General features: G+C 33.1%; 24 protein-coding genes. 6 read left to right on the top strand and 18 right to left on the bottom strand.

From position 1 onward, the window contains the following. Positions 1 to 14 precede the first annotated feature (14 nt). Positions 15 to 4,109, bottom strand: coding sequence for a gliding motility-associated C-terminal domain-containing protein (locus tag SB689_RS19280; RefSeq protein WP_410693711.1), 4,095 nt, complete (start codon positions 4,107 to 4,109; stop codon positions 15 to 17). A gap of 210 nt (positions 4,110 to 4,319) precedes the next feature. After that, entirely contained in the window at positions 4,320 to 5,147 is an 828-nt protein-coding gene (tsf, locus tag SB689_RS19275; protein ID WP_410693710.1) for a translation elongation factor Ts, read from the bottom strand. Between the two features lie 148 nt (positions 5,148 to 5,295). Between tsf and SB689_RS19270 the strand changes: the two genes are divergently transcribed. Then, complete coding sequence (locus SB689_RS19270; protein WP_410693709.1) at positions 5,296 to 6,009, top strand: DUF6759 domain-containing protein; 714 nt, start codon at positions 5,296 to 5,298, stop codon at positions 6,007 to 6,009. A 63-nt stretch (positions 6,010 to 6,072) separates the two neighbouring features. Here SB689_RS19270 and SB689_RS19265 read toward each other — a convergent pair whose 3' ends face one another. Both SB689_RS19265 and gltX read right to left on the bottom strand, forming a co-directional pair. Next, positions 6,073 to 7,029: an acetyl-CoA carboxylase carboxyltransferase subunit alpha gene (locus SB689_RS19265; RefSeq protein WP_410693708.1), complete on the bottom strand. Its 957-nt coding sequence runs from the start codon at positions 7,027 to 7,029 to the stop codon at positions 6,073 to 6,075. A 48-nt stretch (positions 7,030 to 7,077) separates the two neighbouring features. Continuing rightward, positions 7,078 to 8,802, bottom strand: a complete 1,725-nt coding sequence (gltX, locus tag SB689_RS19260; protein ID WP_410693707.1) for a glutamate--tRNA ligase — start codon at positions 8,800 to 8,802, stop codon at positions 7,078 to 7,080. Between the two features lie 122 nt (positions 8,803 to 8,924). On the opposite strand from gltX, the gene SB689_RS19255 reads away from it, so the two are divergent. Together SB689_RS19255 and SB689_RS19250 are read left to right on the top strand one after the other, a co-directional pair. Beyond that, positions 8,925 to 9,269, top strand: a complete 345-nt coding sequence (locus SB689_RS19255; protein WP_410693706.1) for a phosphomannose isomerase type II C-terminal cupin domain — start codon at positions 8,925 to 8,927, stop codon at positions 9,267 to 9,269. Positions 9,270 to 9,818: 549 nt separating this feature from the next. Further along, on the top strand, positions 9,819 to 10,505 hold the full coding sequence (locus SB689_RS19250) for a hypothetical protein (RefSeq protein WP_410693705.1): 687 nt from the start codon (positions 9,819 to 9,821) through the stop codon (positions 10,503 to 10,505). Between the two features lie 7 nt (positions 10,506 to 10,512). Here the strand turns inward: SB689_RS19250 and SB689_RS19245 are convergent, their stop codons facing one another. The 14 genes from SB689_RS19245 to pdxA all read right to left on the bottom strand — a co-directional run bounded on the left by SB689_RS19245 (position 10,513) and on the right by pdxA (position 23,538). Continuing rightward, positions 10,513 to 11,400: a glycosyltransferase family 2 protein gene (locus tag SB689_RS19245; protein WP_410693704.1), complete on the bottom strand. Its 888-nt coding sequence runs from the start codon at positions 11,398 to 11,400 to the stop codon at positions 10,513 to 10,515. 5 nt (positions 11,401 to 11,405) lie between these two features. Next, positions 11,406 to 12,242: a glycosyltransferase family 2 protein gene (locus tag SB689_RS19240; protein WP_410693703.1), complete on the bottom strand. Its 837-nt coding sequence runs from the start codon at positions 12,240 to 12,242 to the stop codon at positions 11,406 to 11,408. Positions 12,243 to 12,266: 24 nt separating this feature from the next. Continuing rightward, positions 12,267 to 13,244: a hypothetical protein gene (locus tag SB689_RS19235; RefSeq protein ID WP_410693702.1), complete on the bottom strand. Its 978-nt coding sequence runs from the start codon at positions 13,242 to 13,244 to the stop codon at positions 12,267 to 12,269. Between the two features lie 5 nt (positions 13,245 to 13,249). Next, entirely contained in the window at positions 13,250 to 14,293 is a 1,044-nt protein-coding gene (locus SB689_RS19230) for a glycosyltransferase family 2 protein (RefSeq protein ID WP_410693701.1), read from the bottom strand. 19 nt (positions 14,294 to 14,312) lie between these two features. Continuing rightward, complete coding sequence (locus SB689_RS19225) at positions 14,313 to 15,500, bottom strand: glycosyltransferase family 4 protein (protein WP_410693700.1); 1,188 nt, start codon at positions 15,498 to 15,500, stop codon at positions 14,313 to 14,315. Between the two features lie 3 nt (positions 15,501 to 15,503). Beyond that, on the bottom strand, positions 15,504 to 16,490 hold the full coding sequence (locus tag SB689_RS19220) for a hypothetical protein (RefSeq protein ID WP_410693699.1): 987 nt from the start codon (positions 16,488 to 16,490) through the stop codon (positions 15,504 to 15,506). Further along, positions 16,490 to 17,254 carry a glycosyltransferase family 2 protein gene (locus tag SB689_RS19215; RefSeq protein ID WP_410693698.1) on the bottom strand — a complete coding sequence of 255 codons (765 nt, stop codon included), beginning with the start codon at positions 17,252 to 17,254 and terminating at the stop codon, positions 16,490 to 16,492. The genes SB689_RS19220 and SB689_RS19215 overlap by 1 nt, the downstream gene beginning before the upstream one ends. Before the next feature lie 2 nt (positions 17,255 to 17,256). Further along, the gene (gene rocD, locus SB689_RS19210) at positions 17,257 to 18,507 is read right to left on the bottom strand and encodes an ornithine--oxo-acid transaminase (RefSeq protein WP_410693697.1); all 1,251 of its coding nucleotides are present in this window, start codon (positions 18,505 to 18,507) and stop codon (positions 17,257 to 17,259) included. Positions 18,508 to 18,830: 323 nt separating this feature from the next. Continuing rightward, on the bottom strand, positions 18,831 to 19,343 hold the full coding sequence (locus SB689_RS19205) for a hypothetical protein (protein ID WP_410693696.1): 513 nt from the start codon (positions 19,341 to 19,343) through the stop codon (positions 18,831 to 18,833). A 155-nt stretch (positions 19,344 to 19,498) separates the two neighbouring features. After that, positions 19,499 to 20,854 (bottom strand): acetyl-CoA carboxylase biotin carboxylase subunit, encoded by a 1,356-nt coding sequence (gene accC, locus SB689_RS19200; protein WP_410693695.1) that lies wholly within the window; start codon positions 20,852 to 20,854, stop codon positions 19,499 to 19,501. A 99-nt stretch (positions 20,855 to 20,953) separates the two neighbouring features. Then, complete coding sequence (gene accB, locus SB689_RS19195; protein WP_410693694.1) at positions 20,954 to 21,436, bottom strand: acetyl-CoA carboxylase biotin carboxyl carrier protein; 483 nt, start codon at positions 21,434 to 21,436, stop codon at positions 20,954 to 20,956. Positions 21,437 to 21,564: 128 nt separating this feature from the next. Next, entirely contained in the window at positions 21,565 to 21,768 is a 204-nt protein-coding gene (gene rpmF, locus SB689_RS19190; RefSeq protein ID WP_034678990.1) for a 50S ribosomal protein L32, read from the bottom strand. Between the two features lie 69 nt (positions 21,769 to 21,837). After that, positions 21,838 to 22,362, bottom strand: coding sequence for a YceD family protein (locus tag SB689_RS19185; RefSeq protein ID WP_410693693.1), 525 nt, complete (start codon positions 22,360 to 22,362; stop codon positions 21,838 to 21,840). Positions 22,363 to 22,446: 84 nt separating this feature from the next. After that, on the bottom strand, positions 22,447 to 23,538 hold the full coding sequence (gene pdxA / locus SB689_RS19180; RefSeq protein ID WP_410693692.1) for a 4-hydroxythreonine-4-phosphate dehydrogenase PdxA: 1,092 nt from the start codon (positions 23,536 to 23,538) through the stop codon (positions 22,447 to 22,449). Between the two features lie 49 nt (positions 23,539 to 23,587). Here pdxA and SB689_RS19175 point away from each other — a divergent pair, with 49 nt between their 5' ends. From SB689_RS19175 to SB689_RS19165, 3 genes are read left to right on the top strand one after another with little or no spacing between them, the layout of a single operon-like run. Next, positions 23,588 to 24,187, top strand: a complete 600-nt coding sequence (locus tag SB689_RS19175) for a riboflavin synthase (RefSeq protein WP_410693691.1) — start codon at positions 23,588 to 23,590, stop codon at positions 24,185 to 24,187. After that, positions 24,174 to 25,628, top strand: coding sequence for a sensor histidine kinase (locus SB689_RS19170; protein ID WP_410693690.1), 1,455 nt, complete (start codon positions 24,174 to 24,176; stop codon positions 25,626 to 25,628). The genes SB689_RS19175 and SB689_RS19170 overlap by 14 nt, the downstream gene beginning before the upstream one ends. Further along, the gene (locus tag SB689_RS19165) at positions 25,628 to 26,323 is read left to right on the top strand and encodes a tRNA1(Val) (adenine(37)-N6)-methyltransferase (RefSeq protein ID WP_410693689.1); all 696 of its coding nucleotides are present in this window, start codon (positions 25,628 to 25,630) and stop codon (positions 26,321 to 26,323) included. Before SB689_RS19170 ends, SB689_RS19165 begins: the two co-directional genes overlap by 1 nt. The last annotated feature ends 59 nt before the right edge of the window (positions 26,324 to 26,382 follow it).

Below are 26,382 nucleotides of genomic sequence, written 5' to 3'. Positions count from 1 at the left end.
AGAAAATTATTAAATTATTCGCGATTCTTGATTAAAATCCATCCAGAATACGAAACTGGTAATTTTGTATCCGGCTCGATCCATTTTAAAATATACCAATATGTCCCTGTAGGAAGAGTTCTTCCATTTGACTTTCCGTCCCAGATATAATTTTTGTCTGATGATTTATATACAGCAGCTCCATATCTGTCTACAACTTCTATTGTTACATCTTGTTTGATTCTTAAATCTGAATAGTTCAAGACATCATTTTTCCCGTCACCATTTGGCGTGATGGCATTAATTAGATTTAAAACTAAAAATTCTTTCGTAACCGGCTGACATCTGTCTGCACCTAAAACATATACTGTATGAATGCCTCTTGATAATCCTGTGAAAATGTTTGATGCTTGATAATCAATATCATTCAATGAATATTTATAAGGAGCAGTTCCTCCTGAAACGTTGATTGTTGCCGTAGTTCCAGAAACGGTAATACTTGTAATTGTTGGCGCCTGAGCAGTTGCAACAGTTACCGTCTGACGATAAATACAACCGTTGAATCCAAGGTCTACATAATAATTTCCTGCTCCTACGGTTATGGTTTGTGTCGTAGTTCCGTTGCTCCATAAATAAGAAGTGAATCCCGCTCCTGCATCTAATATCACTTTTTCATCAGAACAAATTATCTGATCACGAAGCGTCGTCGATTTTTTTGGAGTTTTTAATTTAATATTTAAAATTCCTGTATTTGGACAGTCTGTTGCGCTTGTAAATCTTACATAAAATGTACCTGTTAGGTTGATAGTTTGTGTAGAAGATATTGCATTCGTTCCTGTCTGAGCATTAGCCAATGATGTATGGAATGTTAAAGTTACCGCAGGATTATTGGTGAATAAATTTTTATAATCATTAAGGTTTACGGTTTCAGAACCATTAAGATCATTGTCGCAAATTTCTGTATTTACGGTGCTTGATAATAAAGTTATTCTGTTTCCAATTTTAAAATTGATCTGTCCAAAAGCTGGTGGGCAACTAGCTGGATTGTTATCAACTCTTACATAAACAGTTGTATTTGCTGTATATGTCCAGGTTGTTGGAAGTGTATTATTGTTTCCTGCCGTAGCATCTGCCTGATTTAAATAATATCTAACTGTAAAATTCGCAGAGTTAGTGACAATTTGAGGAGTTACGGTTGCAAAATTTACACTGATTGCTCCTTCAAAGCTGTTATCACAAAGAGTTGCATTATAATTATTTGTATTAATGTTGGGTGAAGGAGTTGCTGTTAAAGTAATTTGAGCGACTTTTGAACATCCTGCCGATGAAGCTACATTAGCATAAATAATTCCTGCCGGTCCGGAATAAGTTGTTGGATTTGTAATCTGCCCCGTTAAATTTGAATTGGTAAAATAGGTAATTGTAATCCCAGGATCTGAAGAAACATTTACCGAAGTAAGATTATAAGTTCCGTTTCCGTTTGTTCCAGCGCAAGATGATAAAGAACCGTTATTTACGTTCGGGGATGGATTTATAGTTAATGTGATCTGAGATATTTTTGAACATCCAGCCAATGAAGTTACATTAGCATAAATAATTCCTGCAGGTCCGGAATACGTTGTTGGGTTTGTAATCTGTCCGGTTAAATTTGAATTGGTAAAATAGGTAATTGTAATCCCCGGATCTGAAGAAACATTTGCCAGAGTAAGGTTATAAGTTCCGTTTCCGTTTGTACCAGCGCAAGATGCTAAAGAACCATTACTTACATTTGGAAGCGGATTTACAGTTAAAGTAATCTGAGCTATTTTTGAACATCCAGCCGATGAAGTTACGTTAGCATAAATAATTCCTGCCGGTCCGGAATACGTTGTTGGATTTGTAATTTGTCCCGTTAAATTTGAATTAGTAAAATAAGTAATTGTAATCCCAGGATCTGAAGAAACATTTGCCAAAGTCAGGTTGTAAGTTCCATTTCCGCTTGTTCCGGTACATGATGTTAAAGAAGCATTATTTGCGTTCGGGGATGGATTTGCAGTCAATGTAATCTGAGCGACTTTTGAACATCCATACTGTGAAGTTACATTAGCATAAATAATTCCTGAAGGTCCCGAATAAGTTGTTGGATTTGTAATCTGCCCCGTTAAATTAGCATTCGTAAAATAAGTAACCGTTGTTCCAGTATCTGCTGATACACTTGCTGTTGGTAAATTAAAAGTCCCATTTCCGCTTGCATTTGTACAAGACGATAATGAAGAGTTATTAACATTTAGAACATTTGTGTTGATAATTATTTTAAAATATTCAAAATTGAAAGGATTTCCATTTCCCTGAATATAATAAATAAATGTATCGGTCGTATTTGTAGTAATTCCCGCGTTTGGAGTATAAGTAATTTGTCCTGTTGTTGGGTTTACTGTTGCTGTTCCCGAAGTTGGCGGAGAAATAATATTCGTCAGCGAAGGAACAATTGTTTGTGTTGAGCTTGTAAAAGCCGGAGTGATTACTTTCGTGTTACAAGAACCAATATTATATGTCGTTGTAGTGATTGGCGGACATAAAGTATAGTTATAAATAGCCGTCAACCTCGTTTCACAATTGTTTTTTGTGATTTGGCAGGTATAATCTCCAGCTCCGTATAATTCAGGATTGATAGAGAATGAGGTCGCTCCAGGAATTAAAACTCCATTGAAATACCACTGATAAGCATCATAATTGCTGTCTACTTGAAGAAGAATTCCCGCATAACAGTCACCTGTTTTTGTAATGGCAGGCACAGAAGAAAATCCTGCAAAATAGCCACCATAACCTACTGCGCCATTTCCTGCTGCTATTCCTGCAGTGACAGGTAATGTTGAATTTACGGTAACATTTCCTGTTACATTCGGAATAGAATACGTTACCCAGTTTGGGTTTCCTGCTACAGGATAAGGGCCGTTTCCTGCTCCGATATTATTTCCATTAAAGGTTACTGTTGCGCCTGTTTGAGTGATAATATTAAGTTTAGTATCGTAAGATGTATTTCCTATTTTATTAATAAATCCAATTTCATTAATTTCTTTAGGTAAAAAACAGCTTAATGGAGGTATAAAATTCATTCCTCCTGTTGCATAAACTGTACTTCCGGAAGTTCCGGCAAGAAGTTGATAGATGTAAACATTATTTGTAGCGGAAATACTCATATTATAATTTGCATTCCCTTGATTAATATAATTTGTTCCCTGTACAATATAATATTGTCCTGCATTCAGCGTGACAGTATTCAAAAGGTTACCGTTCACAGTAAGTTTGGTATTGTTAACTGTGGCAACAACCAAAGCAGCTTCCATTCCTGAAGCGGCTGGCCCGTTTCCTTTTACCATGACAAAGTCTTTCCCTAATCTTTCCACAGGAACTGCCTGATCCATCAATACATCCACATTACTGTTGTTTTGAGTGGTGTAGATACTGTTGAAGTTTCCGTTGGTAACAGAAACAGGTTTGTCGGAAACTAATTTTGCACCGACTAATCCATTTAAATTACTCGGAGCCAGATCACTTTGTGCTTCAATAATATATGATCTTCCCTTATTAATGGTGAAAGTTCTCGATGGAGCCGAGTTACCATCAGAAAAAACAACATTGGGATTATATCCTGATAATGTTACGGTTGTATTGTCTTCTGTTGCAATAACTCCAATTGTGGAATTAACGTAAGGTTTCGCTGTCGTATTTGGGGCCAATCCTATGAAAAAGTTTTTTCCTACTCCAGCTAATCCTTTTGAAGTAATAATTTCAGCCTGATTGGGAACTCCAAATCTAAAGTTGGCAAAGAATTTCTTGTTTCCTTTTACCTGTAATCCCATTGGTCTAGAATTAAACAGGTTAGACAATGTAGAAGCAATCATAAAATTACTCGGAATTGTCACCTGCACAGGATTTCCTTTGCTTACCTGTACGGTAGAGTATACCGCATTGTTATTGTAAATCTGTACTGGGAAAGGCGTAGTTTCGTTGGTAGATAGATATAAATAACATTCCGGAGTGCCCTGTAGAGAGCTTGCCGACATCGGTGCAAACCAATGTTCGGTATCTAATTGAGCATTAGCCAACAGGCAAAGAAATGTACAAATAACTAGTAGAAATTTTTTCATGGTTTATTATAAGGGGGCGCAAATATAATAATTAACAATTAATATTTTGCATAAAAAAATCTAATAATGATCTCGTATCATGGATGTTATTGATTATTTAATATTCACTTCATATTCACTTTATCAGTTTTTTGATTTTCATGAAAATAGGGCACAAAAAATCCCGATGAAAAAATTCACCGGGATTATTATTTTTCTTTGAAAGATTAATTAAGCTAAGCTTGCTCTTACAAATCCTGTTACTTTAAGGTCTCCGTTTACAGATTTTACATAATCAGCAATAGAAATACTTGCATCTTTAATGAAATCTTGGTGTACCAAAGTGTTGTCTTTGTAGAATCTCTGCATTTTACCTTTCAAGATATTGTCGATAATGTTTGCAGGCTTACCTTCTTCAGTAAGTTTATGTCTTTCGATTTCTAATTCTTTATCGATAGTTTCCTGAGAAACTGCATTTTCGTCAAGAGCGATAGGGTTCATAGCAGCAACCTGCATAGAAACAGCTTTAGCAGCTTCGTCAGCTCCGTCTACTTTAGCAGAAAGAGAAGTGATAGCAGCGATTTTGTTTCCAGCGTGGATGTAAGCTCCTACGAAAGGACCATCTAATCTTTCGAAAGTACCGATCTCGATTTTTTCTCCGATAACACCTGTTTGCTCGATTAATTTCTCAGCAACAGTCATTCCGTGGAAATCAGTAGCTAAAAGTTCTTCTTTAGAAGCAGCAACAACAGCCATTTCAGCCAATTCGTAAGCTAGCTCGATGAACGCTTCGTTTTTAGCAACAAAGTCAGTTTCACAGTTTAAAGAAATAATAGCACCTAATGTGTTATCTTCGTTTACTCTAGCGATAACTGCACCTTCAGCAGACTCTCTGTCAGCTCTGTTAGCAGCAACTTTCTGTCCTTTTTTTCTAAGGATGTCGATCGCTTTGTCGAAATCTCCTTCAGCTTCAACTAAAGCTTTCTTGCAGTCCATCATACCTGCACCTGTAATGTTTCTCAATTTTGCTACGTCTGCAGCAGCTGGTGTATAAGACATAATATCTATTATTTTTTTATTGTAAGATTAGTATTGATTTTTTTAGCTTATTTTTAGAGCAGTGCAAAGATAATGATTTTAATGATAAACTAAAAAATGACTTTTTGCGTTATTTGTATATTTAATAAAAATTTTAAATGATTAGTTAATGAAAAAAATATTTCTCCTCATTTTTTTATGCATTTTCACTCTTGGGTTTTCTCAAAAGAAGAAAAAGGGTAAATCTAAGGCTATTGTTGAAAAAGAAACATTAATCATCTACACAGAAAGCGATGCCGAAAGTACAAAAGAAGCCAGAATTATTGCAGGATTTTTAAAACAAAATCCGGGTCACGCAAAAACAGATTATTTTAAAAAGAAATTGATAGAAATAATTATGGCCGATAATTCTCCGGAAGCAAAACCAACAATTAAACCTCTTAGCAAAGAAAAGGTTGAAAAAATTGTTAATAACAACGAATTAAACAATTCTAAAACAATTGCTTCCAATGCAAATAACAGTAAGACTGCTGCAACGCCAAGTAAAACGGTAAATTATGCAAGCGCGGGTAGTGCAGCTAAAAAAACAGAGCCAAGCGAGAAAAATAAGAGAACCGCAGCGATGTTAACGCATATGTTTAATGATGATCCGATGGATAAAGAAGCTTATATTAATATTAAAAACAGATCTAAATGTAATTTAATTGTAAAAATAAGCGGGAAAAAATATTATAATCTTGATGTTCCGGCAAACAGTCAGAATTATCTTTTAGTGGATAAAGGAGAGTATGTATTAACAACCATGGTTTGCGATGCAAAATATTCTTCATTGAAAAAAATTAATAAAGATATTGAGATTGAATTGAATCTTAGAGAAGATTAAATAAATCTCTCTCGAAACTAAATAAAAAAAGCGGCTAAGAATTTCTTAACCGCTTTTTTTGTTTTATCCTTTATATTGCCCCATTGCAATAAATTTGTCCTGTCTTTGGGTTTCAAGTTCTTGTCCTGTGAATTTAGAAAAAGCCTTGATGTTTTGTAGAATTGACGTTTTCAAATTCAAATAAGTCGCTGCAGGATCGTAATGAGCTCCTCCAAGCGGTTCTTCAATGATTCCATCAATAAATTTCTCTCTTAAAGCATCTTTTGGAGTCAGGTTTAATGCATTTGCAGCATCTTCTTTGTGATCCCAGTTTCTCCATAAGATAGAAGAACAGCTTTCTGGTGCAATTACTGTGTACCAAGTGTTTTCAAGCATGTAAACTTTGTTTCCAACACCGATTCCTAAGGCACCACCACTTGCTCCTTCACCAATGATATACGTGAAGATCGGGGTTTTTAGCTGAACCATTGTAAAAATGTTTCTTGCGATAGCTTCTCCCTGACCTCTTTCTTCAGCTTCCAATCCAGGATAAGCTCCCGGAGTATCAACCAAAGTTACCACAGGAATGTTGAATTTTTCAGCAAGCTTCATTAGTCTTAAAGCTTTTCTGTATCCTTCAGGATTTGGCATTCCAAATCTTCTGTGCTGTCTTTCTTTAGTTGTTCTGCCTTTTTGAGTTCCGATGATCATTATTCTTTGACCATCAAGAGTTGCCAATCCACCGATCATTGCAGGATCATCTGCAAAGTTTCTGTCTCCGTGAAGTTCAAGGAAGCTTCCTTTGTCCACCATTCCGTTGATATAATCAAGGGTATAAGGACGATCCGGATGACGGGATAGTTGTACTCTCTGCCAAGGCGTAAGGTTTCCATAGATTTCTTTCTTCTTCTCTATGATCTTGTCCTCAATCTGGCTGCATGCTAATTTTACATCAACACCACTTTCTTCTCCTACCAAAGAACATGTCTGGTATTGCTCCATTAGTTCTTGTATAGGAAGTTCGAAACTTAAATATTCCATTTCTTGAAGTAAATTAAATCTTTCAAATTTATGAAAAATTATGGATTTTTATTTAAAATTATTTACAGCATTGTTTATTCTTGCTATACTTTCTTGTTTTCCGATGATTTCTAAAATGTCCGGAACGTCTGGTCCCTTCAATTCTCCAACCAAGGCTAAACGAAGTGGCATCATTACTTTACCCATTCCAAGACCTTTATTTTCAGCAAAATCATGTATTGCCTGCTTCAATGTTTCAGAAGTAAATTCTGTACTTTCTAATGTAGTAGCGAACTCACTTAAAATGTTAGAAGTTTCATCATTCCAAGCTTTTTTTGATGCTTTTTCATCATAAGAAGTTGGAGCTTCGAAGAAAAACTTTCCGTTTTCATAAATATCTTTCGGAAAAGTAGCTCTTTCTTTCATCAGGTGAATGATCTTCAATAATTTTTCATCTTCAATATTTAAATTTAAATCTGAATTTTTCAAAATTTGAAATAATTCTTCATCAGATTTTAATTGAATATACTGATGATTAAACCATTCCGATTTTTCTTTACTGAATCTTGCACCCGCTTTATGAACTTTATGAAGATCGAATTCTTTAACCATATCTTCTAAAGGTAAAATTTCCTTATCATCTGCAGGAGACCAACCCAATAATGCAACCATATTGATGAATGCTTCCGGAAGATATCCGCTTTCTCTATAACCTTTGGACACGTTTCCTGTTGCAGGATCTGTAAAGTTTAATGGAAATACCGGGAATCCGAATTTATCACCGTCTCTTTTGCTTAATTTTCCTGAAAGTCCTTTCTTCAAAAATTGTTTTACAGAAGCAGTTATTTCATTGTCCTTATCATTTTCACCCAACATAGATTTGAATCTTGGACTTTTTACTTCTGAAAAGAATGATTTAATGATTACTGCAGACTCATCAAAAGAAAATTTGTTGTTTTTCATTACAAATTCTTCAGTAAAAGATTTTGTAATACTGTCAATATTATCTTTATTAATTAAAGTTGCAACATCTGGTTTTAGAATCAATGAAAGGTGAGCAAATTCTGGAGCTTCCCAAGCCATTGCTTCATATAATAGAGTGTGTAAACCTAAAGATGGTAACCATTCTTCCCCACGGATCACGTGAGAGATTTCCATTTCGTGGTCATCGATGATGTTGGCGAAATGGTAAGTTGGCATTCCGTCGTTTTTAACTAAAACTTTATCGTCTAGCGTGTTGGTATTTACAGAAGAATTTCCTCTGATGATATCTACAAGATTTAAAGTTCTGTCGATCGGCATTTTAAATCTTACAACATACGGAGTTTTTTCGTCCAATAGTTTTTGAACTTCCTCCTCAGAAAGGGTAAGACTGTTTTTTAAACGGTTTCTTGTTTTGTTGTCGTAAGAAAAAACATCACCTTTAGCTTCATATTCAGCACGGATAACGTCTAGTTCTTCGGCTGTATCAAAAGCGATGTAAGCGTAATCTGTTTTCAAGATCTGCTCTGTATATCTGTCGTAGATATCTCTTCTTTCAGACTGTCTGTATGGAGCAAATTTTCCTCCTTTTTTAGGACTTTCGTCAGGAATGATGCCGCACCATTCTAATGCTTCTTCGATATACTCTTCAGCTCCTTCTACATATCTTGCAGTATCTGTATCTTCAATTCTCAATACAAACTCGCCACCCTGATTTTTAGCAAAAAGATAATCATATAATGCGGTTCTTACGCCTCCCAAATGTAAAGGTCCGGTAGGACTTGGAGCAAAACGTACTCTAACTTTCTCCATTTCAATTAAAATTTTGATGCAAATTTACTTAAAATTATGTGTTTTAATGATGTTTAATGCTTTCGATATTGGCTTTTTTGATTTGAATATTTACATTTGTATAAATTAATAAGAAGTAAGTCATGTTAGAAATCGGAGAAAGACCTTGGGGAAAATATTTTGTTTTGGCAGATGAGCCAAATTATAAATTAAAAAGAATAGAAGTAAACCCGGGACAAAAACTGTCTTATCAATATCATCATAAGAGACAGGAGCAATGGACGATCATCGAAGGTGACGCTACAATTGTTCTGGATGATAAAGAAATCAGTCTAAAATACGGTGAAAGTATTTTCATTCCATTAGGATCTAAACATAGAATGATGAATCTTTCTGAGAAACCTGTTGTTTTCATTGAAGTACAGACGGGGACTTATTTTGGGGAAGATGATATTGTGAGGATTGATGATGAATATGACAGACAATAAATCTAATGTTGCAGGTATGGATATATGAAGTTTAAATACAGTGACTTCTACAAAGATTTAAGGGTATATTATTTATTAATATTACTCTTTTTCTTGTTGACATTTAATTATGAAGAATATTGGCATTTGTTCTCACCAATAATAAAGTTTGATTCCTGGTCTGTTTATGGTGATCTACGACTTCTTTTGAAAGGAATAGATTTATATGGATTAGGGAAAGATCCTTTTAAAGAACATTATGAGCCTCCATATAATTACCCTTCTTTTTGGAAGTTTTTTTCTTATATCAAAGGTTTTAATGCCTCTAATTATAAAATAATTGGTTTTTTTCTAGTTTTTTGTTCACAACTTTTGCTGGTTTGTGCTTCGGGAAGCTGGTATTACCCAAAGAAAGCTTTTTATTATATATTATTAATGCTCTCCCCTGTATCTCTTTTGATTTTTGAAAGAGGGAATAATGATTTGGTCATATTTTTATTGTTGATATTTCCAATAGTATGTTTTCCGAGAAATAAATTAGTGTATATACTGTTCTTTCTGTTAGCTTTTATGTTAAAACTATATCCGATAGGTGCAGGACTATTAATTATCTATTTATATAAAGAAATTTCTATTAAAAATAGTTTTTTGATGGTTTGTATTTTAGGTATTATACTGGTGTATATTGGATTGAATCACAATGAAATCATGCTAATCAGGGAAAGAACACCTACATCCATAGCCGAATTAAGTTTTGGTTTTTTAGTTCCGCTAAAAAATATCATGTCCCATAATACTAAAATGTATAAAATTGAATATGTTTATTGGAGCGGATATATTGCCTTGTTGCTTGGTATTATTTTTTTATTGTATAAAATATTTAAAAATAAATGGAGGGAAATCGATCTGATAAATATTGGAAATAAGGAAATTTCACTTTTTCTGGTAGGGTCGGGGATTTTCTTATTTAGTTTTTTTCTTTCTATAAGCTGGGAATATAGATTGTTTTTCCTTGTATTGTGTGCGCCTGCAATTTTGTCCTGGGCAAAAAATAATCAGTTTGGATCAAAATATCTGATGATAATTTTACCCCTGATTTTATGGAACCAGACGCTAAGAAAATTAACGGAGAAAATATTTTCAGGAAATTCTAATGGTATTTTTATTTTTAATCAGATACTGATTACTTCTTTGGCTATTGTTTTTATATTTTATATCGTATTGATAATGAAGAAATCATTGAAGTTGACGAAATAATTCAACTTCAATTTGATTTGAACATTTCTTTAAGTCTACTGATTAGACTTCTTTTTAAAACATTCCCTGAAAGCCCTCTCACTCTCCAGTTTTTCTTTTTTAAAGTATATTTATTAAAAAGATCTCTGTTTTTCTCAATAAGCTTTTCTCGTATGGCATTTGACTTTTCATCAAGTGTTAAAGCATTATTATAAGCGGATTTTCTGCGGTAATGATTTTGATGCAAAACAAGCTCACTGTCTATGATTTCAATCTGCATTTTCTTTAGTTTTATTCTGTGCAAAAACTCATTGTCATCATATGCAACACCTTCTGCATAAGCCGGATCAAAGCCTCCTAAATCATATAAATCTTCTTTCGTTATAGCACAACAGAAATGATAGGCAAAGGGTCTGAAAACAGTATGATTATACCAACTATTACTTCCGTCTCTGGTATTTTCAACATTGTTCTCTAGAATCAGCTTTTCAAGCTTTTCAGGATTTTGAATGTACTCATCTATATTGTCGGTTGGTTCTTCGTCAAGAGAATAACATCCAAAGCTCAAATATTTATTTTTTGTGAGATTTTCAACAGTGTATTTTAAAATATTACCGAAATGTAAACATTCAGGATTTTGTAAAATGATACAATCTCCTTTCGCTGCCAAAAAACCTACATTAAAAGGGATGCAAGAATTCTTATACCATTTGTTATCCTTTTCCAGGCGTATAATTTTCAAGAACGGGAATTGGTTGATAAGGTCTTCTAATCTTTCTTCTTCGCTGCTTGCATCATCTACTGCAATTAGTTCAATATCTAGATTGTTGCCCACTAATTGTCTCTGAATACTTTCAAGAGTCTTTATAAATAATGCTTTACGGTTGTAGTATGCTGTTACAATTGAAATTTTCATAATTATTATAGTTGGCTGTATATTTCGTTGAATTTTTTTTGTTTGAAAAGTTTGTATATCAGTTTTCTGTACCAAACGTTGAAATATTTTTTTTTGTATTGATCTCTGTTGAGGATAATATAGCTTATATTACTGAAATCAAATCCATGTTTTTCATAAAATTTATAGTGTTTTTGATAAATAAGAAATCTATTTTGGGCTATTTTATCTTCCTGATGAGTGCTGATGTTGGTAAGAGAATTTGCATTATGTCTTATTCTGTAATAAAATAAATACTCCGGTATCCTATATACTTCGCCGCCATCTTCTAGAATCGATATCCATAAATCCCAATCTTCAAAATACGTTAAATTTTCATCAAACCCTTTTGCTTTAATAAAATCCTCTCTATACAATAAAGCTGAAATAGGAATGCAATTTGCAAAAAGAAATCTCTTCACTTCAAAATCAGGTAAATACCATTCCGATGATTCTTTTTCAAAGTATTGTCCTTTTGTATAGCAGATTTTAATTTTAGGGTTAGAAATTAAGATATTATATGTTTTTTCAAGAAATGTAGAGGCAATTTTATCATCACAATCAACAAATAAAATATACTTACCTTTTGCAATTTCAACACCTTTATTTCTTGTTGCAGATTGTCCTTTATTTTCTTGGTGGTATAAAATAAGATCAGGGTATTTATTAACTTTTAAGTCTTCCAGAAATTCCTTTGGTGATCCGTCATTAACCAAAATGACCTCAAAATTTCTGAAAGTTTGATTATAAATACTGTCAAGACATTCACAAATGTAGTCTTCACCATTGTAATATGGAATAATAACAGAAATAAGATCGTTCATTGTATTGTATTTATAAGTCAAATATTATTTTATAACCTCCTTTATCCAATTACTGAAACCATATTTTTTTACAATATCTTCAGACAGTTCATGATAGGGAGCTTTTAAAAATTGCTCAATATTTTTATAATTGTCATTTTCTACGACAAATATATTATCAGGATGGTAAAAGTCATAATTTTTTACCATAATATTATCAGTAATTACTTTTTTCTTATAATACATTCCTTCAAAAAAACGGATAGAAAGCCCATTGTGTAAAGGATCAACAAAATCCAAAAGGATATCTGAATTTTTCACAAATTCCAGATTTTCTTCAAAAGTTATTCTGTTTTGGATGTATTTAATTTTATCATTTTTCTGTTCAGGTTCTTTGAAATATTGAATAAAAATTGATAATTCTACAGGAAAACGAGATACCTGATCGATAAATTTATCAATCTTTTCTTCACGGCTCTTCCAATATAAACCGACGAAATATAATATAGGTTTTTCTGTATTATAGCTTTTTTGAGAAGGTGGTAAATGATCGAAATAAAAATTAGTAATAGACCTAATATTATATTCAGATTCTACTTTTTCGAAGCAAAAAAAAGTGTCAAAAAGATTGAAATAATTTTTCACTTCCGGAAATTTTTCAATTCCGTCCCACTGATAGGCAATGAGTTTTTTTGTTTTTTTCTTTAAATTTTTCACGAAAGAAATCGGGAAATTATCTGGTCGAATAACCAGAATATAATCTAGTTCATCATCAATTTTGGAAAGACTTTTATTAAGTTCTTCAAAGTTGTGTCGATTGATGAGATTTTGCTTGTATTCTTTATTTCTAAGAATATTTTTAACGAAAAAATTTTTGACGCTTTCGCTGCTTTTATATTTAAATTTTGGAAGTTTGTCCGTAATTAAATACGTGTCAAATCCTTCCTTTTCCAAATTATCTAAAAATAGCTTTGGAAAATCAGAATAATCGGGCATTACCAAAAGAAATCTTTTCTTTTTCACTTTTTTTATTTTGAATTAAAGATACTGAATAACAGAATTTTAAACTGTTTTCTTAAACTGTTAACCGGATTATTAAAATACTCTTTTTTTATTGAATCTGCATCTTTTAAACTTACAGCATTAATATATTGAAAATATTTTTTCTCAACATTTTTTAATTCAATTTGCTCACTAAACTTCGGATTTACTTCTTTGAAAGTTGTTTCCATTTGTTTAAGCGCTTCGTTTGAGTAATTTGAATGATGTTTATAATTTCCAATTATGATTTTCTTTAAATAAGAAATGTAATAGGCAATAATGCTTTGGTTCGGATATTTTAAATAATATTTATCGTAAATAGTTTTGATGACACTTAAATATCCTAAAAGATTTTTATCACTGTTTTTTTTGGTGATAGATTGTGCATTATCAACAGTATAATGATAGGTGATTTCTGGAGTAAAGATTACGTTTTTTGCCTTAAACATTGTTTCGAAGAACCATAATTCATCTTCGTGGTAAATTCCGCTTAAAAATTTTAAGTTGTTTTCTTTTAAAAACTTAGCGTTATATAATTTGTTCTGAGCAATCGGACTCAATCCTACGGTTATATTTTTTAATAGAACTTCAGAATTGGTGTTTGCTAAAAATTGATGCTCTTTCGGATGAGGTAAATAAGAGATTATTTTTTTCTCTTCCCAAGAAAAATTAGCTGTTTTTCCAACAATAATGTCTTCTTTTCCCGTGTGTTTTGATAATAAAGCCTCAATAGCTTTTGGAGGAAGAATATCATCACTGTCACAGAAAAATATGAAATCTCCGGCAGCTTTTTCCAATCCAAAATTCCTAGTGTCAGAAAGACCTTTATTTTCCTGACTATAAATGTGAAATCTCACATCTGCAAACTCATTAATAATATCTAAAGTATTATCTGTACTGCCATCATTGATGATGATACATTCAATATTCGAATAGGTTTGATTCTGGATGCTGTAAAGCACCTCTTTTACATAATAAGACGCATTGTAACAGGGAACAATAATACTGACCAGAAAGTTGGAATTATTCATAGATAAAAATCTAAAGGGATTAAATTTCTTTTAACGTAGAGCTCACTGCTTCCAAAGAAAATGGTTTCAGACTGTCTATTGAATTGTCTCTTAGTGTATTCCATAGCTCTTCATCATTGTTTAGTCGAAGAATAGCTTCAGCAAACGTTTTTTCGTCATTTGCGATCAATACATTTTTCTCATTGATCAATTGCATTCCTTCTGCGCCAATATCAGTTGTTACTACAGGGAAAAAGTATTCAAAAGCCTGTCCTATTTTTCCTTTAACTCCGGCACCAAACCTTAGCGGAGCGACCATGATTTTTGAAGTCATAAAATGCTCTTCGATGCTTTCAACAAAGCCCAGGAAATCAAATTTCGGAAATTGTTTGATGTCTAATTTATCTGCAACATTACCAATAACGCTTACTTTCAGATCCGGATTTGTTTTCCAGACAAGAGGCATTATTTTTTCATATAAAAATCTTACAGCATCAATATTCGGTTCGTGGATTGAGCCTATGAAAATGATTCCTTTACTTTCATTAAATGATTTTCTTTCGGAAATATCAATTTTCGGATAGTGAATATTTGAAATCGTAATGATTTTATTTTTATCCACATATTCACTCATTATTTCTTTTTCTTTGTCTGAAATTGCAATAATATAATCCAATTGTGGCGCAATTACAGTTTCTAAATGAAAGAAATGTTTATAGTTTTTCTTTAAAGAAATACGGGTAGGTTCAATCTCAATTGCTCTTTTATATCTTAAAAAATGAATATCCACCATGTCATACATGAATTTTGTATTAGGCAGAATACTTTTCATTTTCTTGTAGAATAAATTTAAGGCAAGAGGACCGTTAAACCACACATAATCAATATTTTTAAAAGCGGAAATGAAATTGTAAATACTGTTATATTTTGTGTTTTCTACAAATACGATGACCTGATGCTGTTTATAAAATTTCACATAAGAATCGTCCTCAAACATATTGGGAGCAAACAGAATACAGTTATATCCTAATTGTTTATAGATCAAAATGATTTCTTTCAACCTGTTTGATCCGGAATCTTTATCATGAGTAGGGAAGTCCCTTGAAGCGAATAATATTGTTTTTTTTGAAGAATCAAATAATTCTATATTGACAATATCATTGGTGTTAAGAGCTTTGAGTTTTTCTTTTCTGTTGAAATATTTCTTAATTTTCTTTAGAATTCCCATTTATTAGTCTTTATTTAATTCAAAAACTCTGTTTGTCCAATGATCAAGCGTGTATTGATAATAGATATCCTCCGGAATTTTTTCATAAGGCTTATCAAAGAATTCTCTGTCAAGGTTACTACAAGTTTCGTCTAAAACCAAAATATTATTAGGATTATAAAAATCGTAATTTTTAATGGCTTCATTGTCTGTAATAATTTTTTTATCTAAAGCTAGCGCCTCAAATACCCTGAAACTCAGTCCGTATTGATTTTCACGAGTCAAATCTAACAAAGCCTTTGAATTTTGATAAAATTTAGGCAACTTTTCGTGACATATTTTTTTGATGCTGAAAATAATAGATAAATTTTCAGGAACAGTAGTAAACAGGTTTTTGATTTGATGTTTCCAACCTTTTTTTCCTATGATCATAATCTGAAATTTTAGATCAAGATCAATTAATCTTTTTGCAAGAGTTTTTATAAACGAAACTCTTTTATTATCATATGAAGTGATGTAAAAAAGATCCATTTCAGGTTTTTGTGTATCATTTGAGAGGTGAGGAAGATAGATGTAATTGGTTAGTTTTTCAAATCCAAATTTATCAATATCAGCAATATCGAATGAGAATATTTTATCAAAAAGTTTTAATTTATTTTCATTTACAGGAACTCTGTCGAGACTATCGTAAAGATAAGTAATGAGCCTGTCGGTATGTTTTTTTATTTTTTCTAAAGTAGATATGCTGAAAGTATCAGGATTTAAAACTAAAATCTGATCATAATGACCTTGTTCATCCAATGAATCCAGAACAAACTGCTGTCTTTTTTCCTTCTTTAGGTTTCTGTTGAGAAGAGTTTTGCTTAGGGCATTTGTAGCCCTTTCTCCAAAGTTAGAGTGAGTAATTGAAGCGATCTTAATATGATGAGCATTAATGCCTTTTTTGCTTAATGTCTCAACAATATATTGATCATATCCCCAGAAATCATAACTAATTATACAAATCTTCATCAACTAATTTTGCTCTTTTTTAATGATTCATAAGTTTCAAAAACACTTAATGACTGCAGGTAGGAAAGCTGATAGCCTTCTTTTCCGTCCAAAATTCCAAGCCTCATAATATAAGCCTTAAAAAACTTAAATGCCGTTTTAGAGTATTGAGCTAAAATACTGTATTTCTTACCTTTTATAGCTAATTCCTGTCCTTTTAAAACTCCGTAATGAATCATCTTTTGTTTATATGAATCATAATCTGAAACGGAATAATGCAGCAGTTTATTTTTAAACTCTCCGATTGTTCCGTTAACTTCTAAAGTTTCATGAACTTTTTTCCCTGCAATATACCTCGCTTTAGATCTTCTAAAAAGTCTAAAATTCTTATCAGTCTGAGTTCCTGAATAGTTGATAGGTTTTCCTGCGAAAAAGAATTTTCTGTAAAAATAGTAGGCATCTTTTTTATAGGGTCTATTTAACTTTTCGATGATCTCGCTTCTAAGTTGAGGTGTTATCCTCTCATCACCATCCAAAAATAGTGCCCAATCGTTTTTAGCATGGTCTAAAGCTAAATTTCTTTGCTTTGTAAAGTCCTCAAAAGTGTTTTGAATAATTTTTACATTGGGAAATGTTTGTGCAATCTCCAATGTTTTATCTGTACTAAATGAATCAACTACTACAATCTCGTCACAAAAATCAAAACATTCGAGTACTTCCCGAATGTTTTTCTCTTCGTTATACGTTATGATTAAGCCACTTACTTTTTCAGTGAGTTCAGGCATATTTATTTTGTATATTCTAAAATCGTTTTCTCAATAATTCTCACACAATCAAGTAATTGTTCTTCTGTAATTACCAATGGTGGAGCCAATCTGATGATATTTCCGTGAGTAGGTTTTGCCAGCAATCCGTTTTCTTTTAACTGTAAACAAAGATTCCATGCAGTAGAGCTGTCCGGAGTATCATTGATCAAAATAGCATTTAACAAACCTTTTCCTCTTACTTTCGTAATCAAATCAGATTTTTCAATCAGTTTTTCAATTTCACTTCTGAATAATTGACCTAATTCTTCTGCTCTTTCAGATAATTTTTCATCAGCTACAACATCTAAAGCTGCAACGGCAACTGCACATGCAATCGGGTTTCCTCCGAATGTGGAACCGTGTTGTCCGGGTTTGATAACATTCATGATCTCGTTGTTTGCCAATACAGCAGACACGGGATACATTCCGCCTGAAAGTGCTTTCCCTAAAATTAAAATATCAGGTTGAACATCTTCATGGTGACAAGCAATTAATCTACCAGTTCTTGCGATACCGGTTTGTACTTCATCGGCAATGAAAAGAACGTTGTGTTTTTTGCATAATTCAGAAGCATTTTTCAGGAAATTTTCGTCCGGAACGTAAACTCCTGCTTCTCCTTGAATCGGTTCAACCAAAAATGCAGCAATATTTTGAGCATCTTGAGTTAAAATTTCCTCTAAAGCTTTGATATCATTGTACGGAATTTTAATAAATCCGGGAGTAAAAGGACCATAATTTTGATTCGCATCAGGATCATTTGAAAAAGAAACAATCGTTGTTGTTCTTCCGTGGAAATTATTCTCACAAACAATGATCTTTGCAGCGTTTTCTGAAATTCCTTTTACTTCATAACTCCACTTTCTTGCTAATTTTACCGCAGTTTCCACAGCTTCTGCTCCGGAATTCATTGGTAAAACTTTATCAAAACCAAAAAGGGTGGTAATTTTCTGTTCGTATTCTCCTAAATTAGAGTTGTAAAAAGCTCTTGACGTTAAAGCTAATTTCTTAGCCTGATTGACTAAAGCTTCAACAATTTTAGGATGAGAATGTCCTTGATTTACAGCAGAGTAAGCAGAAAGAAAATCATAATATTTCTTGCCTTCCACATCCCAAACGAAAACGCCTTCTCCACGGTCTAAAACCACTGGTAGAGGGTGATAGTTGTGGGCACCATGTTTGTCTTCAAGGTCAATAAAATACTGTGAGTTTTTTGCTGTTTCTACTGTTGACATATATTTTTGCTTTTGTACAAAGTTAGTGATTTATTTTAAAGTTGTGAAAGTGACTTGAATCAGTAATAATAAATAAAAAGAATGTTTTTTTAATGAAATTTAAATGAATATTATGCCTGAAAATTATTGATAAAGATTGTGATCTACGTAAAAAATGCAGTTTGGTAGAATTATTTCCAGTTTGATGATTTCTTCTAAAATACGATCTTTGCCCATTTTGGAATAATGGCTATATTCATATTTTATGGAAAATAGCAGGGGTTCAATAATTTTTTTTCGATACCTTTAAGTTTCATGTCAATAATTTTTGAAATAGATTTAACTTAATCATACCAATATTCTTTCTTAACATTAAAACCTGCTTTTTGAAAGGCTTTCTGTAATTCAATTCCTAAGTCGTCATTTTGTTTTTCATTAGAAATGTAGAGGAAAAATAGACTTTCCGTAAGTTTTTGTTCCTTTTTGGTTTCGTCGAAAGTTGTCGTCGTTGTTATAACAGCGTCTTTTTCTGTCTCTAAAATTATTTGAATATCTTTTCCGATTTTCACAATCTTATTAAGCGGGACTTCTTGTTTAATAATTTGGTAACCAATGAAATATGGACTTGTCTTTTTAATTTGAAAAGTCAGGTTTTTATTATTATCAATACTGAATTCTTTAATAATACTGATGGTATCTCCGTTGAAATTAGAATATTTTAATTGATTTTTTACTTCTTTTTTCAGTTCTCGGTTAAGTATTTTGATAATCGTTTTTTCCTGAGCCGAAAACAAACTCCAGAATCCGAAGAACATGATCAATGCTAAAAACCGTTTTGAATTATTTTTTTGTCTCATTTTCTGTAGTTTGATTTAAAATTAAGTTGAAAAAATCTTAAATTAAAAGTAATTGACCTAAAAATAACTCGCAATACCACAAATGAGTGATTTTAGAAATAAAAAAAACTGCCTCAAAATGAGACAGTTTCAAAGTTTTTTATTTAAAAATAATCTTAGTGATTATCGTATTTTCTATCCATTACAAAACTCTCCATGAATTTTGTAGTGTAGTTTCCTGAAAGATAATCTTCATCATTCATCAACTGTCTGTGGAAAGGAATTGTAGTTTTTACACCCTCAATATAGAATTCTTCCAAAGCACGTCTCATTTTTGCAATCGCTTCCTCACGGGTTTGAGCCGTCGTGATTAATTTTGCAATCATTGAGTCATAGTTAGAAGGAATTGTATATCCAGAATAAACGTGAGTATCAACTCTGATTCCGTGTCCACCAGGAATGTTTAATCCTGTGATTTTCCCCGGAGATGGTCTGAAATCAGCGTAAGGATCTTCAGCATTAATTCTACATTCGATTGAATGCAATTTTGGATAATAATTAATTCCAGAAATTGGAGTTCCAGCCGCCAAAAGAATTTGCTCTCTGATCAAGTCATAATCAATAACCTGCTCAGTAATTGGGTGTTCCACCTGAATTCTCGTATTCATTTCCATGAAATAGAAATTTCTGTGTTTATCAACCAAGAATTCAATCGTACCAACACCTTCATACGCGATGAATTCTGCCGCTTTTACAGCTGCGTCACCCATTTTCTCACGAAGTTCGTCAGTCATGAACGGAGAAGGAGTTTCTTCCGTTAATTTTTGATTTCTTCTTTGTACAGAACAGTCTCTTTCAGAAAGGTGGCAAGCTTTACCAAATTGGTCACCCGCAACCTGAATTTCGATGTGTCTAGGCTCTTCAATCAGTTTTTCCATGTACATACCTCCGTTTCCGAATGCAGCCACAGCTTCCTGAATTGCAGATTCCCAGTGTTCTTTAAGGTCTTCAGCTTTCCAAACAGCTCTCATCCCTTTTCCACCACCACCGGCAGTAGCTTTGATCATTACAGGATAACCTGTTTCTTCAGCAGTTTTTACAGCGTGTTCGTAAGATTCAATTAATCCCTCAGAACCTGGTACACAAGGTACACCTGCTGCTTTCATGGTAGCTTTAGCGTTGGCTTTATCTCCCATTCTCTCAATTTGCTCAGGAGAAGCACCAATAAACTTGATACCGTTCTTCTGGCAGATTCTTGAGAAATTAGCATTTTCAGATAAAAATCCGTAACCTGGGTGAATCGCGTCTGCATTTGTAATTTCTGCAGCAGCAATAATGTTAGGGATTTTTAGGTATGAGTCTTTACTCATTGCGGGACCAATACAAACAGCCTCGTCAGCAAATCTAACGTGAAGACTATCTTTGTCGGCAGTAGAATATACTGCAACAGTTTTGATTCCCATTTCTTTACAAGTACGTAAGATACGCATTGCAATTTCGCCACGATTGGCAATTAATATTTTTTTGAACATCTTCTTAAATTTGAAAATTAGATAATTTGAAAATTAGATTAATGTTATTTGAATGTAGAATTTTAGTCTAACATCTAATGTCTAACATCTAACTTCTAGTTAAGATGGATCTACTAAGAATAAAGGTTGGTCATATTCTACCGGAGTAGCATCATCAACTAAAATCTTAACGATTTTTCCGCTTACCTCAGAATCAATCTGGTTGAATAATTTCATTGCTTCAATTACACAAACCACTTTTCCAACAGAAACTTCATCACCAACGTTTACAAAAACATCTTTATCTGGAGATGGTTTTCTGTAGAAAGTTCCGATCATTGGAGATTTGATTGTAATATATTTGCTGTCATCAGATGCAGCTTCGGCTTTTTCAACAGGTACAGATGCAGCAGCCGGAGCTTGTGCCGGAGCAGCCATTTGTTGCGGTGCAGTGTGGTAAACTGCAGGTTGAGCATAAGAAACTTCGCTTCCAGCTAATGGAGTTTTAATAGTGATTTCGAAATCTTTAGTTTTGTACTTCACTTCAGAAACTTCAGCCTTAGATACAAACTTAATAAGATTTTGTATGTCTTTAATGTCCATAAATTTGATATTTGATTTTGGGTCAAAGATACCAAAAAAACGTAAAAAACAACAAAAAACCGCCAAATTTTATAAAAATTGGGCGGTTTTTGTATAAAAACGAGTGTTTTTCAGTGAAAAACGACTTCTTAGTTTTCTTCAGTAGTTGCTACTTCTTTTTCCAGTACTACTTTACCTCTGTAGTAAAGTTTCCCTTCATGCCAGTGAGCTCTGTGGTAAAGGTGCATTTCTCCTGTTGTTGCATCTTTAGCTAGTTGAGGAACTACAGCTTTGTAGTGAGTTCTTCTCTTATCTCTTCTTGTGGACGATTGTCTTCTCTTTGGATGTGCCATCTTGTAATAACTTTTTTAATTTGATGAGCGATGAGATTTTTTTCATCATCTCATCATATTTAAATTATTTTAATTTTTATCTTTTAATTTCTTAAGTGCCTCCCATCGGGGATCACTTTGCGGTTCTTCCTCTTCTTCGGTCTCTTTCGGACTGAATTTTTCAAGAATTTCAAGATCTTCGTCGCTTATGTTTGGTGAAACCTTTTTCATTGGTATGGAAAGGGCTACATTTTCATAAATCAACTGTGCTACATTGAAAGCATGGTCGCTGGTTGGGATCGTGATAACATCTTCTTCGCTGTCATCGTATTCTTCTCCAAACTTCACCAAAACCTTGATCTCGTTTTCAATGGGATGATCGAAGCTGTCGTTTGTAATATCACAAACTAGTTCTACGATTCCATCGATTTTTATCTCAAATTCTAAGAAAGTAGTGTGTTTATCAAGTAAAACATCTACTGAAATCTTAGGATTTGTAAATTCTTGCTCAGTGTCAAATAATTGAAAGAACGTCTTGTCAATCTCAAATTTGAACTGATGCTTCCCCGTTTTAAGTCCGGAAAAGCTCACGTCATAGTTTCTTAACTTGTCCATAAAATGAGTGTGCAAAAATATGCATTTTTTTTATAATTACAAATAAAATCCCAAACAAATTAATTTTAAATTTGATTTAAGGATTTATGCTTCAGTTTCATCTGGTAAATCTTCATCAATTCCGTTGTCGCTAACCATTTTTCTTGGCTGCATACGGTTGCTCATCAGCTCGTTATATTCGCTTCTGTTTTTAAAAATTTTAATAGCCGTGAAAATTGCTTCTGTAAAACTTTGTTCATCAGCAATATTTTGTCCTGCGATATCATAGGCAACTCCGTGATCGGGAGATGTTCTGATAAAAGGAAGGGCAGCGGTATAATTTACGCCTTCTTCATAAGCTAAAGTCTTAAATGGAGCCAATCCCTGATCATGATACATCGCTAAAACGGCATCAAAACTTCTGTATTTGCTCGGTTGAAAAAAGCTGTCTGCAGGAAAAGGACCAAAGGCCAGAATTCCATTGTCTGAAAGTTCTTTGATCGCCGGAGAAATAATTTCAATTTCTTCGCTTCCAATCACGCCGCCGTCTCCTGAATGTGGATTTAAGCCTAAAACCGCAATTTTCGGTCTGGAAATATTAAAATCTTCAATTAAAGTTTGATTTAAAGCTCGGATTTGCTTTTTAATTTTCTCCTTAGAAATATTTTCAGCCACTTGCGCTAATGGAATGTGATGGGTAGAAACGGCAACTTTTAAATCGTCTGTTACCAAGAACATCAATCCTTTTTTATTAAATTTTTCTTCAAAATATCCTGTGTGGCCGGCATGTTTGAAGCCCATCTTCATCATTTCATCTTTATTAATAGGAGCTGTCACAAGAACATCAATTTCTCCTTTCATTAAAGCTTCAGTTGCTGCTTCCAAAGAATCTATCGCCAATTTGGTTGATTCTTCGGTTGGTTTTCCCAATTCTACATTCGAATTATCTTTCACAAGATTCAGCATATTGATCTTTCCTGCCTGTGCCTGTGAAGTTTCGTTGATGTAATTAAAGTTTAAATTAAGCTTAAAAATATTTTTCTGATAGGTAAATAATTTCCCTGAACCAAAAATTACCGGAGTGAAAAAATCGGTGATTGTTTTGTCTTTCAGAGACTTCATGATGATTTCTGGTCCTATGCCGTTGAAATCCCCGATTGAAATTCCTACTCGTACTTTATGGTTTTTTGGGCTCATTTTGATTATCTTTGAAGATTATAATTTTACAAATTTAGCAAAAAATAATATGTTCACAGGAATTATTGAAGCAGTTGGAGTTATTGAAAAGATTGAAGAAAAAGGAAGTAACATTGATTTTACTTTAACATGCCCTTTCACCAATGAATTAAAAATAGATCAAAGTCTTGCTCATAACGGCTGTTGTTTAACGGTTGTGGAGATTAAAGATGACCAATATGTTGTTACGGCGATCAATGAAACTTTAGAAAAAACCAACCTTGGAAAATGGAATGTTGGAACGGTTGTAAATCTTGAGCGTTGCATGAAAATGGACGGAAGATTAGACGGGCACATCGTTCAGGGTCACGTTGATCACACCGGCGAGGTTGTAGGAATTGAGAATAAAGACGGAAGCTATTTTATTACTATTAAATATGAATCCAACGGGAATTTTGTAACCGTTCCTCAGGGTTCAATTACAGTAAACGGAATAAGTTTAACCGTTGCAAAAAGTGAAGATTCTCAGTTTTCAGTAGCAATTATTCCATATACATGGGAGTTTACCAATATGCAGCATCTTAAAACCGGAGATAAAGTTAATCTGGAATTCGACATAATTGGTAAGTATATTGCTAGGTTAATTAATAAACAGAATGGCAATAAATAAGTACAAAGGATATAGTTTAAGAAATCGGGTGTTTTTCGGTTTCTTGCTCGTATGTCTTTTAAGTGTTGCGGCTTCTTCGCTGGTTCCTTATTTTGTTTTAAGAAGTAATTCTCTGGAACAGAGTAGGATAGATATGCAGGATAAAACCAATGCCGTTATGGGATATTTGGATTATGCTGTGAGTAGATCTCTTGTGGAAACAAAAGATCTTACCGAGGTTTTGGGTAATAAAATTCTTGAAATCGCGGATATCAACCAACACGATATTGTTATTTATGATTTAAAAGGCAACTACCTTCTTTCTAATAAAGATGAAAGTTTGGTAGAGCAAAAAACGATTCCTTTAAATATTGTTAATAAAATTCTGGCTACCGATGCCAGAGTGGATATCAGAGGATATGATCAGGCTAAAGATGCGGTTTTTACTTCGTCTTATTTAGTGTTGAAAAATAATGTTCTGGATCCTGTAGGTATTGTGTACATTCCTTTGTATCACAATGAATCGGCATATCTTGATGTTCTTCACCAATATGTTAAATACATTTTATTGGTTGATATTTTTCTTATTTTATTCAGTATTTGGCTGAGTTGGATTACTTCTAATAATTTAGCAAAAACCATTACTAAGTTTTCTGATATGATCACCCGTATTACATTGTTTGAAAATGAAATGCACCCTATCAGATATTATAAAAATGATGAACTAAATGCTCTGGCAAGAGCGTATAATAGGATGATTCTCCAGATTCAGGATCAAAAGGAGAGATTACGTTTTAAAGCCTCGGAAGAAGCTTGGCGCGAAATGGCAAAACAGGTTGCTCATGAGGTGAAAAATCCTTTGACGCCAATGAAATTGACTATCCAAAATTTTGAAAGAAAATTTGATCCCGAAGACCCAAATATTCGAGAAAGGGTAAAGCAAATGAGCAAAACAATGGTTGATCAGATCGATTTGATTGCCACAGTTGCGTCTGCTTTTTCAGAATTTGCGAAGCTTCCCGAAAAAAATAATGAGGTTATCAATCTGAACACCGAGGTTGAAGATATTCTACGTGTTTTCAATGACGACAGTATCTTTATACATTCCAATAAAAGCAATATTATGATCAATATGGATAGGATTTACCTTTCCAGAATTATTACCAATCTTGTTACCAATGCCAAACAGGCTGAAAGTGATGAAAGAAAATTGATTATTAATGTGGATGTAGAACAGCACCAGAGAAGAGTGATGGTTTCCATTCAGGATAATGGCATTGGGATTCCTGAAAATATATATGAAAGGATTTTTGAGCCTAATTTCACCTCAAAAAATAGCGGAATGGGACTAGGTTTATCAATGGTTAGAAAAATGGTTGAAGACTATAAAGGAGAAATCTCTGTAAAGTCTGAGGTAGGAAAAGGTTCAACATTCACAATTACATTGCCAACCAATTTATAGTGAAGCCTTTTACGTTTAAACAATTCGAAATTTATCAGTCTAAAAATGTCTTCCGTGTAGGAACAGACGGTGTTTTGTTGGGTGCTTTAGCGAATGTTGATGACAAGTCTAAAGTTTTAGAAATAGGAACAGGAACGGGTTTGATTTCATTAATGTTAGCTCAAAGAAATTTCAAAGCTGAATTTTTAGGTTTAGATATTAATGAAGAAGCTGTACATCTTACAAAATCTAATTTCGAGAAGTCTAAATTTAATTCAAGGTTAAAAAATATTCTTCATGATTTTAAAAATTTTGAAACAGAAGAAAAGTTTGATTTAATAGTTTCCAATCCTCCTTATTTTGAAGAATCCGGCTCTGAAAAAGATAAAATTGCCAGACAAACGGTTGAATTAAACTTTCAACAATTAATTTCGAAATCATCAACATTACTTTCCGAAAAAGGAATTTTTTCTGTAATTATTCCTGCCGAGGTTGGAGTTGATTTTATTGAAATAGCGAAAGAAAATAAATTGTTTTTAACGCGAAGAATCAACATTAAAGGAATAGAAAATTCAAAAGTAAAAAGACTGATCTTGGAGTTTTCTTTAAGTGAAAATCAACCCAAAGAATCTGAATTTATTATAGAAAAAAGTCCGAGACAATACTCGGACCAATATCTTGAACTCACAAAAGAGTTTCATGTTTTTAAGGGATAGAAGTTAGAAATTAGATCTTAGAAGTTAGTAATTTCTAAATCTCTGAATTTCTCAATTTA

This window comes from Chryseobacterium sp. SIMBA_038 (assembly GCF_046535115.1).
Lineage (GTDB): Bacteria > Bacteroidota > Bacteroidia > Flavobacteriales > Weeksellaceae > Chryseobacterium.
This window is presented reverse-complemented; position numbering and strand designations above follow the sequence as displayed.

Excerpts from the sequence above, each read along its gene's own strand:
- SB689_RS19215 (WP_410693698.1), bottom strand. The coding sequence starts at position 17,254 with ATGCCTGAACTCACTGAAAAAGTAAGTGGCTTAATCATAACGTATAAC.
- tsf (WP_410693710.1), bottom strand. The coding sequence starts at position 5,147 with ATGTCTTATACACCAGCTGCTGCAGACGTAGCAAAATTGAGAAACATT.
- SB689_RS19205 (WP_410693696.1), bottom strand. The coding sequence starts at position 19,343 with ATGAGACAAAAAAATAATTCAAAACGGTTTTTAGCATTGATCATGTTC.
- SB689_RS19265 (WP_410693708.1), bottom strand. The coding sequence starts at position 7,029 with ATGGAATATTTAAGTTTCGAACTTCCTATACAAGAACTAATGGAGCAA.
- SB689_RS19245 (WP_410693704.1), bottom strand. The coding sequence starts at position 11,400 with ATGAAAATTTCAATTGTAACAGCATACTACAACCGTAAAGCATTATTT.
- accB (WP_410693694.1), bottom strand. The coding sequence starts at position 21,436 with ATGGACATTAAAGACATACAAAATCTTATTAAGTTTGTATCTAAGGCT.
- SB689_RS19250 (WP_410693705.1), top strand. The coding sequence starts at position 9,819 with ATGTTAAAACTATATCCGATAGGTGCAGGACTATTAATTATCTATTTA.
- SB689_RS19230 (WP_410693701.1), bottom strand. The coding sequence starts at position 14,293 with ATGAATAATTCCAACTTTCTGGTCAGTATTATTGTTCCCTGTTACAAT.
- SB689_RS19225 (WP_410693700.1), bottom strand. The coding sequence starts at position 15,500 with ATGGGAATTCTAAAGAAAATTAAGAAATATTTCAACAGAAAAGAAAAA.
- accC (WP_410693695.1), bottom strand. The coding sequence starts at position 20,854 with ATGTTCAAAAAAATATTAATTGCCAATCGTGGCGAAATTGCAATGCGT.
- SB689_RS19175 (WP_410693691.1), top strand. The coding sequence starts at position 23,588 with ATGTTCACAGGAATTATTGAAGCAGTTGGAGTTATTGAAAAGATTGAA.
- SB689_RS19220 (WP_410693699.1), bottom strand. The coding sequence starts at position 16,490 with ATGAAGATTTGTATAATTAGTTATGATTTCTGGGGATATGATCAATAT.
- SB689_RS19270 (WP_410693709.1), top strand. The coding sequence starts at position 5,296 with ATGAAAAAAATATTTCTCCTCATTTTTTTATGCATTTTCACTCTTGGG.
- SB689_RS19255 (WP_410693706.1), top strand. The coding sequence starts at position 8,925 with ATGTTAGAAATCGGAGAAAGACCTTGGGGAAAATATTTTGTTTTGGCA.
- SB689_RS19240 (WP_410693703.1), bottom strand. The coding sequence starts at position 12,242 with ATGAACGATCTTATTTCTGTTATTATTCCATATTACAATGGTGAAGAC.
- SB689_RS19185 (WP_410693693.1), bottom strand. The coding sequence starts at position 22,362 with ATGGACAAGTTAAGAAACTATGACGTGAGCTTTTCCGGACTTAAAACG.
- gltX (WP_410693707.1), bottom strand. The coding sequence starts at position 8,802 with ATGGAGAAAGTTAGAGTACGTTTTGCTCCAAGTCCTACCGGACCTTTA.
- SB689_RS19170 (WP_410693690.1), top strand. The coding sequence starts at position 24,174 with ATGGCAATAAATAAGTACAAAGGATATAGTTTAAGAAATCGGGTGTTT.
- rocD (WP_410693697.1), bottom strand. The coding sequence starts at position 18,507 with ATGTCAACAGTAGAAACAGCAAAAAACTCACAGTATTTTATTGACCTT.
- pdxA (WP_410693692.1), bottom strand. The coding sequence starts at position 23,538 with ATGAGCCCAAAAAACCATAAAGTACGAGTAGGAATTTCAATCGGGGAT.
- SB689_RS19280 (WP_410693711.1), bottom strand. The coding sequence starts at position 4,109 with ATGAAAAAATTTCTACTAGTTATTTGTACATTTCTTTGCCTGTTGGCT.
- rpmF (WP_034678990.1), bottom strand. The coding sequence starts at position 21,768 with ATGGCACATCCAAAGAGAAGACAATCGTCCACAAGAAGAGATAAGAGA.